This is a genomic window from Pseudomonas sp. GW456-L12 (assembly GCF_059424045.1).
Genome location: NZ_JBWKZA010000004.1, coordinates 290,742 through 304,448, shown reverse-complemented (window position 1 = coordinate 304,448; position 13,707 = coordinate 290,742). Strand labels below are relative to the sequence as shown.

Here is a 13,707-nt window from a genome sequence, read left to right as displayed (position 1 = left end):
GAACTGCCATGAACCATTCAAAAGGGGCCCTGGCCGGCCTGAAAGTCATCGACCTCAGCCGCGTGCTGGGTGGGCCCTACTGCTCCCAGGCCTTGGCCGATCACGGCGCCGAAGTGATCAAGCTGGAGCCCCTGAACGGTGACGAGACCCGCGGCTGGGGCCCGCCTTTCGAAGGCGCCGACGCTTCGTATTTCAGGGGCGTGAACCGCAACAAACAGGGGATCGCCGTGGACCTGTCCCGACCCGCGGGCATCCAGCTGCTGATGCGCCTGCTGGAAGACGCCGACGTGCTGATGGAGAACTTCAAGCCCGGCACCCTGGAGCGTTGGGGCATCGGTTATGCCGAGGTGCTGAGCCAGCGTTTCCCGACGCTGATCCACTGCGCGGTTTCCGGTTTTGGCAGTGACGGCCCGCTGGGCGGGCTGCCCGGCTACGACGCGGTGATCCAGGCAATGGCCGGGCTGATGAGCGTGAACGGCGAAGCCGACAGCGGCCCGCTGCGCATCGGCCTGCCGATCGTCGATATGGTCACCGGGCTCAATGCCCTGGCGGGGATTCTCCTGGCACTCAACGAACGCCACCGCAGCGGCCTGGGGCAGTCCCTCGACATCACCCTGTACGACTGCGGCGTGTCCCTGCTGCACCCGCATCTGGCCAACTATTTCGCCGCCGGCAAGACCCCGCAGCGCACCGGCAACGCCCATCCGAATATCGCCCCCTACGACAGTTACCGCACCGGCACCGAGCCGATCTTCCTGGCGGTCGGCAATGACCGGCAGTTCGCCAAGTTGTGCGAACAGCTGGACGCCGGCGCCTTGCTGGACGACCCGCGCTTTGCCGACAACGGCTGCCGCTCGGTCAACCGCGAGGCGCTGAAGCAGGCGCTGGAGGCGCGCCTGGCCGAGCACGACGGCACGGCCCTGGCGCAACGGCTGATCCGCCTGGGCGTGCCCTGCGGCTCGATTGCCTCCATCGACAAGGTGGTCGAGCACCCGCATACCCGGCATCGCGGCCTGTTGGTGGAGATCGGCGACTACCGCGGCGTCGGCTCGCCGGTGAAGCTGTCGCGGACCCCGGCCAGCTATCGCAGTGCTCCGCCGGCATTGGGCGCGAATACCCGCGAGGTTCTTGAAGGCCTGGGCCTCGACAACCAGACGATCGAAAACCTGTTCGAGCACGGCATCGTCCGCGAGTGAAGGGCTGCGCCCAGAGTCCCGGCCGGGCCTCTGGCGCACTTCTCAGGTTCCTATCTGCATCAGGAGACTCCATGAATTCCGAGTCCGTTAGCCCTCAACCCCTGGTCCTGCTGGAGCGCCCCGCGCCGGGCGTGGCGCTGCTGCGGCTGAACCGCCCGCAGGCCCTCAACGCGCTGAACATGGCGCTGCGCGAGGAGTTGGCCGAGCACTTTCGCCGTCTGGATAGCTGCCCGGATACCCGGGTCGTGGTGCTCACCGGCGGCGATACGGTGTTTGCCGCCGGCGCCGACCTCAGCGAGCTGGTGAACGCCAGCGCGCTGCAACTCTATGCCCGGCATGCCGAGCGCCACTGGCAAGCCATCTCGGCGTGCCGCAAGCCGGTCATCGCCGCGGTGAATGGCTACGCCCTGGGCGGTGGCTGCGAGTTGGCGATGCATTGCGACCTGATCGTCGCCGGCCACTCGGCGCGTTTTGCCCAGCCGGAAATCAAGGTCGGGGTGATGCCCGGGGCAGGGGGCACCCAGCGCCTGCTGCGCGCCATCGGCAAGTTCCAGGCGCTGCGCCTGCTGCTCACCGGCTGCCAGGTCCCGGCCGACGAGGCGCTGCGCCTGGGCCTAGTCAGCGAGGTGGTGGCGGACAGCGAAACCCTGCCGCGAGCCCTGGCCCTGGCCGCCAGAATCGCCGGCATGCCGCCGCTGGCCGTGGCGCAGATCAAGGAGGTGGTGCTGGCCGGCATGGACCTGCCGTTGGAGCAGGCGTTGGTGCTGGAGCGCAAGGCTTTCCAGCTGCTGTTCGGCTCCCATGACCAACGCGAAGGCATGCAGGCCTTTCTTGAGAAACGCAAACCGGAGTACCAGGGGAAATGACCACACAACCATTGCAACGCATCGGCCTGGTCGGCACCGGAGCCATGGGCCGGGGTATCGCCCAGGTCCTGGCCATGGCCGGGCTCAAGGTATTTTTGTTCGATGCGCGCCCGGGGGCCGCGGGCACGGCCCGGGAACAGCTGGCGACGATCTTCGCCCAGCAGATCGAGAAGGCCCGCATCACCCCGCAGGACGCCGCGGCGGCCATGCTCAACCTGGAAGTGGTCGACAGCCTGCAAGCGCTGCATGACTGCCAACTGGTGATCGAGGCGATAGTCGAGGACCTGGAGGCCAAGCAGCAGCTGTTTCGGCAACTGGAAGAGGTGCTGGCGCCGAGCGCGATCCTGGCGAGCAATACCTCGTCGCTGTCGATCACCGCGATTGCCTCGGTTTGCCGCCATCCAGAGCGCGTCGCCGGCCTGCACTTTTTCAATCCAGTGCCGCGGATGCGCATTGTCGAGGTGATCGACGGCCTTGCCACCAGCGTCGGCGCTCGCTTGCAGGAACTGGTGCGCGCCATCGGCTACTACCCGGCGCGGGCCAAGGATTCTCCCGGTTTTATCGTCAACCATGCCGGGCGGGCGTTTGGCACCGAGGCGCTGCGCATCCTCAGCGAGGGCGTGGCCCCGGCGTGGCTGATCGATACGCTGCTGCGCGACAGCGCCGGTTTCGCCATGGGGCCGTTCGAGCTGCTCGACCTGATCGGCCTGGATGTCAGCGTGCCGGTGATGGAGTCGGTCTACCGGCAGTTCTATGAGGAGCCGCGTTATCGGCCGCATCCCGTGCTGCGGCTGATGCTGGCGGGTGGGCACCTGGGGCGCAAGAGCGGGCAGGGCTTCTACCTCTACGACGAGCCAGGCGATACGCGGCGCCCGCCACAGGCGGTGCCCCACTGCGTGGCACTGCCGCCGGTGTGGATCGTTGCCGACGACGAGGTCGGCCGGCTGCGTCTGCTGGACCTGCTCGAACGCCTGGGGGCCCAGGTCGAGAACGGCCTGCGACCTTCCACCTCGGCCTTGTGCCTGGTGGCGCCACTGGGCGATGACGCCACCGAGGCGGCCCTGCGCCATGCCACGGACCCGTCGCGCACCGTGGCGATCGACACCCTGACCGCGCTCGACAGCCAGCGCTGCCTGATGCTCAACCCGGCGACCCGCGAAGACATGCAGCACGCCGCCCACGCGCTGTTCAGCGCCGATGGCGGCACGGTGACGATGATCCGCGACAGCTGCGGCTTCATCGTCCAGCGCACCCTGGCGTCGATCGTCAACCTGGCCTGCGATATCGCCCAGCAGGGCATCGCCTCGGTGGCCGATATCGACGCGGCGGTACGCCTGGGTCTCGGCTATCCGCTGGGGCCGCTGGAGTGGGGCGACCAACTGGGCCCCGAGCGCCTGCTGCATATCCTCGAGCGCCTGCACGCACTCACGGGCGACCCGCGTTATCGCCCCAGCGGCTGGTTGCGCCGTCGGGCCCTGCTGGGCCTGTCCCTGCGCCAGCCGGAAAACCCGCTGCCGGCCTGAGGCCTGCCGATCCCTACTGCTGCGAGAGTCCTTTCATGCTCGATGCCTATATCTACAGCGGCTTGCGCACCCCCTTCGGCCGGCATGGCGGCAGCCTCGCCAGCGTGCGCCCGGACGACCTGGTGGGGCCGTTGCTGGTGCGTTTGCTGGAAACCTCGGGGCTACCGGCCGAGGCGCTGGAAGAGGTGATCCTCGGGTGTACCAACCAGGCCGGCGAGGACAGCCGCAACCTGGCGCGCAATGCCTTGCTCAGCGCCGGGCTGCCTTGGCGCGTACCCGGGCAGACGGTCAACCGCCTGTGTGCCAGCGGCCTGTCGGCGGTGATCGACGCGGCCCGGGCGATCACCTGCGGCGAAGGCCGGCTGTACCTGGCCGGCGGGGTCGAGAGCATGTCCCGGGCGCCCTTCATCATGGCCAAGGCCGAGAGTGCCTACAGCCGAAGCCTGGACGTGGCCGACAGCACCATCGGCGCGCGTTTCGCCAACCCGCGGCTGGTGGAGCGCTATGGCAACCACAGCATGCCCGAGACCGGCGATAACCTGGCCCGACTCTATGCCATCAGCCGCGAGGACGCCGATCGCTTCGCCGCCGCTTCCCAGGCGCGTTACCAGGCAGCCTTGCTGGCCGGGGTGCTGGACGGCGAGATCATGGCCGTCGAGGTGACGGCCGGGCGCAAGGGCCCGGCCTCGACCGTCTGTGATGACGAACATCCGCGCCCCGGCTCCGACCTGGCGGCCCTGTCGCGCTTGCCGACGCTGTTCGCGGAGGGCGTGGTGACCGCCGGCAACGCTTCAGGGATCAACGATGGCGCGGCGGTGTTGCTGCTCGGCAGCCGTGAGATCGGGAGGCAACATGGGGTCGCGCCCATGGCGCGAATCCTCTCGTCGGCCTCGGTCGGCGTGGAGCCGCAGTTTATGGGCATCGGCCCGCACAGGGCGATTCTGCTGGCGCTGCAGCGCGCCCGCATCGGCCTGGAGCAGCTCGACCTGGTCGAGATCAACGAGGCATTCGCGCCACAGGTGCTGGCTTGCCTCAAGGCCCTGGACCTGGATTTCGACGATCCGCGGGTCAACCCCAATGGCGGCGCCATCGCCATCGGCCACCCACTGGGTGCGTCCGGCGCCCGGCTGGTGTTGAGCGCCTGCCGCACCTTGCAACGCAACAACCAGCGTTACGCCGTGGTCAGCCTGTGCGTGGGCGTGGGCCAAGGCGTGGCCATGGTGATCGAGCGCGCCTGAGGCGGATCTACCGCTCGGCGTTGTTGCGCGCCGGGCACTAGCCGTAGTTATGCCGAGGTGGCTAGCAGTATCGGCTCGGCCTCCGCCGTGCGGGCCATGGCCCGGGCCAATGGCGCCAACCAGATCGCCATCGTGATTGCCTGTCACCGGGTGATAGGTGCCGACGGTTCGCTCACCGGTTATGGCGGCGGGCTCTGGCGCAAACGCTGGCTGCTCGAGCATGAGCGGCGCCTGTACGCGCAGATTTCGGCGCGACAACACCTCAGGGTCGATGAACCCGTTGCAGGGTGAAGGTCAGCGTCGGGCTTTGCTGGGTCACCCGCTCGCCATCGAGCACCTGCACCGCCAGGCGGTGTTCGCCGCGATCGATATTCACCAGTTGCAGGCTTGGCTGGTTGCCGGGTTGGCCATAGGGTTGGTCGTCCAGCAGCAGGCGCAGGCGATGCTCGTTGTGCAGGGACGGTTGCAGACGGACCTCGATATTGAAGGTGCCGTTGTTGGCGCGGATCACGCCGCCGTTCGGTACGCCGCTCAGCTCCAGGGTGGTATAGGTCGGTGCGTTGGAGGGTGGCGTCTGTTCAGGCTCGACGCCGGGCGGTGTGAGCGGCCGGGGTGCCTCGATGCGATTCAGCGGCGCCAGCTCGACGGCCTGGCCGGACACGCCGGCCGGCGGCTGGTCGCTGTAGGCGGTATTGCCGTGGGCGTCGGTGTAGCGGTAGATCTGCGCGGCGGCCGGCAGGGCGGCCAGCAACAGCAGGTAGAGACAGTGCACACGCATGGCGGCTTTCCTGGGCGCTGGGGTCGGCGGCTTCAAGGATGAAAGTGCCTTCAGCATAGAGCCGCGGACCGGGCCCAGGTTCGCCGCTTTAACCTTTGAACACACAAAGCTCGGCGGTGGCGCGGACCAGCGCCAGTTGGCGCAGTGGTGCCCGATCACCTTCGTGGGTGGCCTGGGCCAGCCATTGTGGGCACTGCGGGTCATTGCGGTGGGGGCTGAAATCCGCCAGTTGCTGCAGCAGGCGTTTTTGTAACCGATCAAGTTGCGGGCGGATCTGCCCCACCAGATCCGGGCGCGGGGCGTCCGGTGCCTGGCCTTGCAGGGTCCATTCGGACAGGTGGGCGTACTGCACCAGCTTGTTGGCTTCGATCTGCGCGGCGAAGAACTGTTCCACCGCCGCGCCGTCGAGCTTGTAGGTCGGCGCCAGGGCCACCGCGCCGGCAATCACCTCGCGCTCGCGCGGGCGGTCTTCCACCGGTTTGTGGCTGTCCCATTTGCTCAGGGCCACCTGGTCGGCGATGGCCAGGCGTTCTTCGATGCTGGCCAACAGAGGGCTGAGGGTGGCAGGGGCGGCGCAGGCATTGCCGGCCAGCAACAGGGTCAACAGGGCAAGGCAGAATCGCGAAGTCATGGGCAGTCTCGGCTTCTTGGGGACAAATCGGCGGCCATGATGCACGCAAAACCGCAGTGCCTGGCAAGCGTCGGGCACAAGATGGGTCATTGGCCGGCCGCGACAGTCGCGGGCGCCCCGCAATTGGTTGGACTGGAAGACAGTCGCTGGCCGCTTTCGTCATAGACGATCCGGCAGGCGCTCAAGCCGTTGTCGATCAGCTCGCGGCTCTTGACCGCGCCGTTGCGGTGATAGCACAGCTGTTCGCCGACCAGTTGGCCGTTGGACTCATGACTTTTCACCTGTTGCTGGTTGATGGTCATCCAGGTGAAACCCACCGAGTTTTTCTGGCACTCGACCTGCCCATTGTCGTAGTAGGTGCGCTGAGTGATCTGGTCATTGTCGCCGATGATCTTCTCGCGGGTCTTTTGGCCTGTTTCATAGTTGTACTCGATGGAGCCTTGGGGGCTGCCAAAGAGAAAGTCCGTTTCCCAGGACAGCTTTCCGTGGGTGAACCGCCGTTGTTTTCCACAGCGTTCGACGGTTGAGCCGAACTTGTCGAAGCGGCACCAGTTGGCTTCCTCATAAAGCACTCCGTCCTGATCGTATTGTTTCATCAGGCCGACAAAGCGCCCTCCCTCGAAGCGCCCGACCGTGGCCGGCGTCCCGTCACGCAGGAAGGTCAGGTGAGGGCCTTCGTACCGATCGTTGTGCCAGGAAATATCGCTGATCAGCTTGCCGTCTTCGCTGTAACCCAGTGAGTGGCCTTCCCGTTTGCCATTCTCATATTGCTGCGAGTACTGCAGGTTGCCGCTGGGGCTATAGCCTTCGCGGGTGCCGGACAGCACATCTGCCTGGTAATGCTCGATCAGGACCAGCACGCCGTTGGCGTCGGTTTCGCGCAACTCGCCCTCTTTTTTATCGGCGACGAAGTTCACGCTCTGGCTATGACCCTTGTCTGTCTTGAGTATCCACGGGCCGCTTTTCAGGCCGTTCTCGAAGTTGCCGCGACCTGCTTGGGTAACCCATGGTCCTTCGCGTTTGTTGTCGCGGTAGCTGCCGCTTTCGGTGAAACCGTCTACCTTCTCTTCGCTCGGGCCGTTGAGCACGCTATGGACATAGGTCTGGAAGCCAGTGACAGCGGGGGGCTCGCCTCCTTCGTCGTAGGACAGCACCCAGCGTCCCTCACGCAGATCGTCCCGATACTCGCCCGTTACGGATTGCCAGCGGTAGGTTTCGGTCCACTGTCCCTGGCGCTTGCCATCGACAAAACGGCCGTGGGTCCAGCCTCCGTCCGGGCTGGAAAAACTCCATTCGCCGGTGCGTTGGCCGTGGGCATAGGCACCCTGGGCGGTGACGGCTCCGCCGGAGTCGGAGTATTCCACATAGGCCCCGTCCTCACTGCCAGTGAAACGCTGCGGTTCGGTCTCCCAGGCAATGCGGCTGGCCCGGTAGTTGTACAGCAGGGGCTCGCCCTCCAGCGCAGGCGTTTCGCCGCACCAGTAGGTGGCGGTGAGAAAGCGTCCGTCCTTTTCGGCGAAGGTCTTTTTGTAGCTGTACTGCTCAGCTCCGGGCGGATGGGCGGTGATGGGCTGCCCGTTCTGGTCGAAGTAACCCACCAGGGTGCCGGCCGAATGGTCGAGCCGGTCGAATTCCTCGATACCCGAGTCTTCGTAGAAGACGCTGTAGTTCAGCGGTGTCAGTTGGCGCAGGGCCTGTTTCACCGTCGGGGCATCGAGTTTCTTGCGGTCTTTGGCGATGCGCTCCAGGGCGGGTTGCAGTTTTTCCAGGCGCTGGTAGAGGTGGTCGCTTTCGTTATAGCGATAGGCATGCAGGCGGTACTGGCCGCGCTGTTTGAACAGCACCAGGCGGGTCAGGGACTCATCATCCAGGGCGATGTTGAACACCGACTCGATGGTTGCATCGCCGAAGTCGTCCAGCAGCTGCGGCTGGCTCTCGTCCGGGTCGACCGAGTAATAACCTTTGACGCCGCCACCCTGCTTGATAAAGGCCAGGGTCGCCGAGCTTTCCGCCAGGCCGGTGATCAGCGGGTGGGCCAGTGACTTGCCGGCATAGAAAGGCGCCGCCTGGGTGCTGCCGAACGCCAGGCAGGCGATCAGGCCGAGAGAACGAGTCCACTGCATACGAATCCCTTCGTCGAGGCGCCGGACAGAGGGCGCGAGAGGCGCGGATTATCCATGGATGAATAACCCGGGGGAATGCTCCGGGGCTATGGGCGGGCAATAAAAAAGGCCTCCCGAGGGAGGCCTTTTTTCTTGTTACGTAGCATGTCGCGCCGCGTGGGGCGGCGCTACCGGATCAGCAGCTGTAGTACAGCTCGTATTCCAGTGGGTGTACGAAGGTACGGACCTTGACTTCTTCTTCGCTTTTCAGGGCGATGTAAGCGTCGATGAAGTCGTCGCTGAAAACGCCGCCTTTGGTCAGGAACGCACGACCTTTGTCCAGCTCTTCCAGGGCTTCTTTCAGGCTGCCGCAAACTTGTGGGATCTCTTTCGCCTCTTCAGGCGGCAGGTCGTACAGGTTTTTGTCAGCCGCGTCGCCAGGGTGGATCTTGTTCTGGATACCGTCCAGGCCGGCCATCAGCAGGGCAGCGAAGGCCAGGTATGGGTTGGCAGCCGGATCCGGGAAGCGTGCTTCGATACGGCGGGCTTTAGGGCTCGACACGTAAGGGATACGGATCGAAGCGGAACGGTTGCGAGCCGAGTAGGCCAGCATGACCGGAGCTTCGAAGCCTGGGACCAGACGCTTGTAGGAGTTGGTCGAAGGGTTGGTGAAACCGTTCAGGGCCTTACCGTGCTTGATGATGCCGCCGATGAAGTACAGGGCGGTGTCGGACAGGCCGGCATAACCTTCGCCAGCGAAGGTGTTCTTGCCATCTTTGGAGATGGACATGTGCACGTGCATACCCGAGCCGTTGTCGCCGTACAGAGGCTTAGGCATGAAGGTCGCGGTGCGGCCGTAGGCATCGGCCACGTTGTGCACGCAGTACTTGAGGGTCTGAACTTCGTCGCCCTTGTTGACCAGGGTGTTGAACTTCACGCCGATTTCGTTCTGGCCGGCAGTCGCCACTTCGTGGTGGTGAACTTCGATGACCAGGCCCATTTCTTCCATGGCATTACACATGGAGGTACGGATTTCGTGGTCGTGGTCGAACGGAGGAACCGGGAAGTAGCCGCCTTTGACGCCTGGACGGTGGCCTTTGTTGCCGCCTTCCACGTCCTGGTCGGACATCCACGAGCCTTGCTCGGAGAAGATCTTGAACATGGAGCCGGAGATGTCGGACTTGAACTTCACTTCGTCGAAGATGAAGAACTCAGGCTCTGGACCTACGAATACGGTGTCGCCGATACCGGTGGACTTCAGGTATTCCTCGGCACGCTTGGCGATGGCGCGTGGGTCGCGATCGTAGCCCTGCATGGTCGAAGGTTCGATGATGTCGCAGACCAGGATCAGGGTCGGCTCTTCGGTGAACGGGTCCAGGACGGCGGTTTCGTCAACCGGCATCAGGATCATGTCGGAGGCTTCGATGCCTTTCCAGCCAGCGATGGAGGAACCGTCGAACATTTTGCCGATTTCGAAGAAATCGTCATCCAGCGCATCACGGGCCGGCATGGTCACGTGGTGCTGAGTGCCTTTGGTGTCAGTGAAGCGCAGATCAATCCATTTGACGTCATGATCTTTGATGAGTTGAACCGACTTCGACATAGTGTCCTCCGGGTGGCTTCGGGCGAGTGTTGGTGTGCCCTTAGAATGTGGGTGATGCCGGCGCAGATACTCTGCCATGGCAACCTGCCTCACAAGGGAGCAAATTGCATGCCAGTGCCCCGAGTTGGGTTTTATGCCCCAAACTCACGCATTCCGGGGGGTATTTGGGCCAGATTGGCAAACCGGCGCACCGCAATGTTGCGTTTTTATCTGACGACGACCCGTTTTGGTGCACGAAAAACCGAGTGCACATTAATTGGTTAAACCTTGAGCAATTTCCGCTATAATCCGCGCCCCCCTTTTTCGGCTGGCCCAGCGCGCGCTGTTTTCATGAAACTAATCGTTAAAGTTTTCCCGGAAATCACCATCAAGAGCCGCCCGGTACGGACGCGTTTCATCCGTCAGCTGGCCAAGAACATCCGTGCCGTGCTCCGCGATCTGGACCCGGCTGTGGTGGTCAATGGTGTGTGGGACAACCTCGAGCTGGAAACCGCCGTCAGCGAGCCGAAAGCCTTGAAGGAGATGACCGAACGCCTGAGTTGCATGCCGGGCATCGCGCATTTCCTGCAGGTCGATGAGTACCCGTTGGGCGACTTCGACGACATCGTCGCCAAGTGCAAGCAGCACTTTGGCGAGGCGCTGTCGGGGAAAGTTTTCGCCGTGCGCTGCAAGCGTGCCGGCAAGCATGAATTCAGCTCCATGGACGTGGAGAAATACGTCGGCAGCCAGCTGCGCCGACAGTGCGGCGCCGCCGGGATTTCCCTGAAAGAGCCGGAAATCGAAGTGCGGATGGAAATTCGCGACCAACGGTTGTTCGTGATCCACAGCCAGCACAACAGCATCGGCGGTTACCCGCTGGGCGCCCTGGAACAGACCCTGGTTTTGATGTCCGGCGGTTTCGATTCCACGGTGGCGGCCTACCAGATCATGCGTCGAGGCCTGATGAGCCACTTCTGCTTCTTCAACCTGGGCGGGCGTGCCCACGAATTGGGCGTGATGGAAGTCGCGCACTATATCTGGAAGAAGTACGGCAGCTCCCAGCGCGTGCTGTTCGTCAGCGTGCCGTTCGAGGAAGTGCTCGGCGAAATCCTCGGCAAAGTCGACAACAGTCATATGGGCGTCATTTTGAAGCGTATGATGTTGCGTGCCGCGTCGAGCATCGCCGACCGCCTGCACATCGACGCGCTGGTCACCGGCGAGGCGATTTCCCAGGTGTCGAGCCAGACCCTGCCGAACCTCTCGGTCATCGACTGCGTGACCGACAAGCTGGTACTGCGCCCGCTGATCGCCAGCCACAAGCAGGACATCATCGACCTGGCCAACGAAATCGGCACTGCCGATTTCGCCAAGCACATGCCGGAGTACTGCGGGGTCATCTCGGTGAACCCCAAGACCCACGCCAAGCGCCATCGCGTGGAGCATGAAGAGAAAGAATTCGACATGGCGGTGCTCGAGCGTGCGATCGAGCGGGCCAAGCTGGTGCCGATCGATCGGGTGATCGACGAACTGGGCCAGGATTTGCAGATCGAAGAAGTCAGCGAGGCGCTGGCGGGGCAGATCGTGATCGACATCCGGCATCCGGATGCTCAGGAAGACGACCCGCTGACACTTTCTGGCATCGAGATAAAAGCGCTGCCGTTCTATGCATTGAATGCACGCTTCAAGGAACTGGACCCTACTCGCCAGTACCTGCTGTATTGCGACAAAGGCGTCATGAGTCGCCTGCATGCTCACCATCTGCTCAGTGAGGGACATGCCAATGTGCGCGTTTATAGACCGAGCTAAGTGCCCGGGGCTGTTTGCCTGTGGCTTGCGTCACCGGCCCCCCGACGCCACCGTCAAGCTGTAACGGCCTTGCCGGACTCTATTGTTAATCGCTGCCAGCAGTTGTCAGCACACCGAATCCTCTGATCGAGATACACAAGTGATCGAAAATCTACGCAACATCGCCATCATTGCTCACGTTGACCACGGTAAAACCACCCTGGTAGACAAACTCCTGCGTCAATCCGGCACCCTGGAGCGCAACGAGCTCAACGACGAGCGCGTGATGGACTCCAACGACCAGGAAAAAGAGCGCGGTATTACCATCCTGGCGAAAAACACCGCCATCAACTGGAACGGCTACCACATCAACATCGTGGACACCCCGGGCCACGCCGACTTCGGCGGCGAAGTTGAACGCGTAATGTCGATGGTCGACTCCGTTCTGCTGCTGGTCGACGCTCAAGACGGCCCTATGCCGCAAACCCGTTTCGTGACCAAGAAGGCGTTCGAAGCCGGCCTGCGTCCGATCGTGGTGATCAACAAGGTCGACCGTCCAGGCGCGCGTCCTGACTGGGTTCTGGACCAGATCTTCGACCTGTTCGACAACCTGGGCGCCACCGAAGAACAGCTGGACTTCAAAGTCGTCTACGCCTCGGCCCTGAACGGTATTGCCGGTCTGGACCACACCGACATGGCCGAAGACATGACCCCGCTGTACCAGTCGATCGTCGACAACGTTCCGGCTCCGGCCGTTGACCGTGACGGTCCGTTCCAGATGCAGATCTCCGCTCTGGACTACAACAGCTTCCTGGGTGTGATCGGCGTTGGCCGTATCGCTCGCGGTCGCGTCAAGCCGAACACCCCGGTCGTCGCTATCGACGTCGACGGCAAGAAGCGCAACGGCCGTATCCTGAAGCTGATGGGTCACCACGGTCTGCACCGTGTGGACGTTGAAGAAGCCGCTGCCGGCGACATCGTCTGCATCAGCGGTTTCGACGAGCTGTTCATCTCCGACACCCTGTGCGACCCGACTGCTGTTGAAGCGATGAAGCCGCTGACCGTCGACGAGCCGACCGTTTCCATGACCTTCCAGGTCAACGACTCGCCATTCTGCGGTAAAGAAGGCAAGTTCGTGACCAGCCGTAACATCAAGGAACGTCTGGACAAAGAGCTGCTGTACAACGTTGCACTGCGCGTTGAAGAAGGCGACTCGGCCGACAAGTTCAAGGTTTCCGGCCGTGGTGAGCTGCACCTGTCGGTACTGATCGAAACCATGCGTCGCGAAGGTTTCGAAATGGGCGTTGGCCGTCCTGAAGTGATCATCCGTGAAGTCGACGGCGTGAAGCAGGAACCGTTCGAAAACGTCACCATCGACATCCCTGAAGAATCCCAGGGCAAGGTCATGGAAGAAATGGGGCTGCGTAAGGGCGACCTGAGCAACATGGTTCCGGATGGCAAGGGCCGTGTACGCCTGGAATACAACATTCCAGCCCGTGGTCTGATCGGTTTCCGTAACCAGTTCCTGACCCTGACCAACGGTGCAGGCATCCTGACCTCGATCTTCGATCGCTACGCTCCGATGAAGTCCGGCCACATGTCCGGTCGTCAGAACGGCGTACTGGTTTCGGTCGAGACCGGCAAAGCCCTGACCTACTCCCTGGAAACCCTGCAGGCGCGCGGCAAGCTGTTCGTCGAGCACGGCCAGGAAATCTACAACGGTCAGATCGTTGGTCTGAACAGCCGTGACAACGACCTGGGTGTGAACCCAACCAAAGGCAAGAAGCTCGACAACATGCGTGCTTCGGGCAAGGACGAAACCATCGCCCTGGTTCCGCCGGTTCGTTTCACCCTGGAACAGGCTCTGGAATTCATCCAGGACGATGAATTGTGCGAAGTGACTCCAAAGTCGATTCGCCTGCGTAAAAAGATTCTTGACGAAGGCGAGCGTACCCGCGCTGCCAAGAAAGCCAAGAACTGATCCTTTAGTTCCGGCTGAATAAAAA

10 protein-coding genes and 1 pseudogene are annotated in these 13,707 nt (G+C 63.1%); 7 read left to right on the top strand and 4 right to left on the bottom strand.

What is annotated here, in order from left to right; genetic code table 11:
* Window positions 1-8: 8 nt before the first annotated feature.
* The 5 genes and pseudogenes from AC07Y9_RS07605 to AC07Y9_RS07585 all read left to right on the top strand — a co-directional run.
* Window positions 9-1,196: a CaiB/BaiF CoA transferase family protein gene (locus AC07Y9_RS07605; protein ID WP_102680682.1), complete on the top strand. Its 1,188-nt coding sequence runs from the start codon at window positions 9-11 to the stop codon at window positions 1,194-1,196.
* 71 nt (window positions 1,197-1,267) lie between these two features.
* Window positions 1,268-2,062 (top strand): enoyl-CoA hydratase, encoded by a 795-nt coding sequence (locus AC07Y9_RS07600; RefSeq protein WP_102680681.1) that lies wholly within the window; start codon window positions 1,268-1,270, stop codon window positions 2,060-2,062.
* Window positions 2,059-3,585, top strand: coding sequence for a 3-hydroxyacyl-CoA dehydrogenase (locus AC07Y9_RS07595; RefSeq protein WP_102680680.1), 1,527 nt, complete (start codon window positions 2,059-2,061; stop codon window positions 3,583-3,585). Before AC07Y9_RS07600 ends, AC07Y9_RS07595 begins: the two co-directional genes overlap by 4 nt.
* Window positions 3,586-3,620: 35 nt before the next feature.
* Window positions 3,621-4,823, top strand: a complete 1,203-nt coding sequence (locus tag AC07Y9_RS07590) for a 3-oxoadipyl-CoA thiolase (protein ID WP_102680679.1) — start codon at window positions 3,621-3,623, stop codon at window positions 4,821-4,823.
* A 33-nt stretch (window positions 4,824-4,856) separates the two neighbouring features.
* Window positions 4,857-5,114 (top strand): annotated as a pseudogene (locus tag AC07Y9_RS07585) (methylated-DNA--[protein]-cysteine S-methyltransferase); the annotation flags it as partial.
* On the opposite strand, the gene AC07Y9_RS07580 reads toward AC07Y9_RS07585, so the two are convergent.
* The 4 genes from AC07Y9_RS07580 to glnA form a co-directional block, all read right to left on the bottom strand.
* Window positions 5,086-5,601, bottom strand: a complete 516-nt coding sequence (locus AC07Y9_RS07580; RefSeq protein WP_102680678.1) for a DUF4124 domain-containing protein — start codon at window positions 5,599-5,601, stop codon at window positions 5,086-5,088. The pseudogene AC07Y9_RS07585 and the gene AC07Y9_RS07580 overlap by 29 nt on opposite strands.
* Before the next feature lie 88 nt (window positions 5,602-5,689).
* Window positions 5,690-6,232 carry a chorismate mutase gene (locus tag AC07Y9_RS07575; RefSeq protein ID WP_102680677.1) on the bottom strand — a complete coding sequence of 181 codons (543 nt, stop codon included), beginning with the start codon at window positions 6,230-6,232 and terminating at the stop codon, window positions 5,690-5,692.
* 86 nt (window positions 6,233-6,318) lie between these two features.
* The gene (locus AC07Y9_RS07570; RefSeq protein ID WP_102680676.1) at window positions 6,319-8,355 is read right to left on the bottom strand and encodes a toxin-antitoxin system YwqK family antitoxin; all 2,037 of its coding nucleotides are present in this window, start codon (window positions 8,353-8,355) and stop codon (window positions 6,319-6,321) included.
* 175 nt (window positions 8,356-8,530) lie between these two features.
* A complete protein-coding gene (gene glnA / locus AC07Y9_RS07565; protein ID WP_102680675.1) occupies window positions 8,531-9,937 on the bottom strand; it encodes a glutamate--ammonia ligase in 1,407 nt (468 codons plus the stop codon).
* A gap of 330 nt (window positions 9,938-10,267) precedes the next feature.
* Between glnA and thiI the strand changes: the two genes are divergently transcribed.
* Together thiI and typA are read left to right on the top strand one after the other, a co-directional pair.
* On the top strand, window positions 10,268-11,722 hold the full coding sequence (gene thiI / locus AC07Y9_RS07560; protein ID WP_007929954.1) for a tRNA uracil 4-sulfurtransferase ThiI: 1,455 nt from the start codon (window positions 10,268-10,270) through the stop codon (window positions 11,720-11,722).
* A gap of 139 nt (window positions 11,723-11,861) precedes the next feature.
* Window positions 11,862-13,682: a translational GTPase TypA gene (typA, locus tag AC07Y9_RS07555; protein WP_009041779.1), complete on the top strand. Its 1,821-nt coding sequence runs from the start codon at window positions 11,862-11,864 to the stop codon at window positions 13,680-13,682.
* Window positions 13,683-13,707 lie beyond the last annotated feature (25 nt).

What these genes read in the sequence shown, in the direction of transcription:
- AC07Y9_RS07605 (WP_102680682.1), top strand. Translation starts at nt 9, where the DNA reads ATGAACCATTCAAAAGGGGCCCTGGCCGGCCTGAAAGTCATCGACCTC.
- AC07Y9_RS07600 (WP_102680681.1), top strand. Translation starts at nt 1,268, where the DNA reads ATGAATTCCGAGTCCGTTAGCCCTCAACCCCTGGTCCTGCTGGAGCGC.
- AC07Y9_RS07595 (WP_102680680.1), top strand. Translation starts at nt 2,059, where the DNA reads ATGACCACACAACCATTGCAACGCATCGGCCTGGTCGGCACCGGAGCC.
- AC07Y9_RS07590 (WP_102680679.1), top strand. Translation starts at nt 3,621, where the DNA reads ATGCTCGATGCCTATATCTACAGCGGCTTGCGCACCCCCTTCGGCCGG.
- AC07Y9_RS07580 (WP_102680678.1), bottom strand. Translation starts at nt 5,601, where the DNA reads ATGCGTGTGCACTGTCTCTACCTGCTGTTGCTGGCCGCCCTGCCGGCC.
- AC07Y9_RS07575 (WP_102680677.1), bottom strand. Translation starts at nt 6,232, where the DNA reads ATGACTTCGCGATTCTGCCTTGCCCTGTTGACCCTGTTGCTGGCCGGC.
- AC07Y9_RS07570 (WP_102680676.1), bottom strand. Translation starts at nt 8,355, where the DNA reads ATGCAGTGGACTCGTTCTCTCGGCCTGATCGCCTGCCTGGCGTTCGGC.
- glnA (WP_102680675.1), bottom strand. Translation starts at nt 9,937, where the DNA reads ATGTCGAAGTCGGTTCAACTCATCAAAGATCATGACGTCAAATGGATT.
- thiI (WP_007929954.1), top strand. Translation starts at nt 10,268, where the DNA reads ATGAAACTAATCGTTAAAGTTTTCCCGGAAATCACCATCAAGAGCCGC.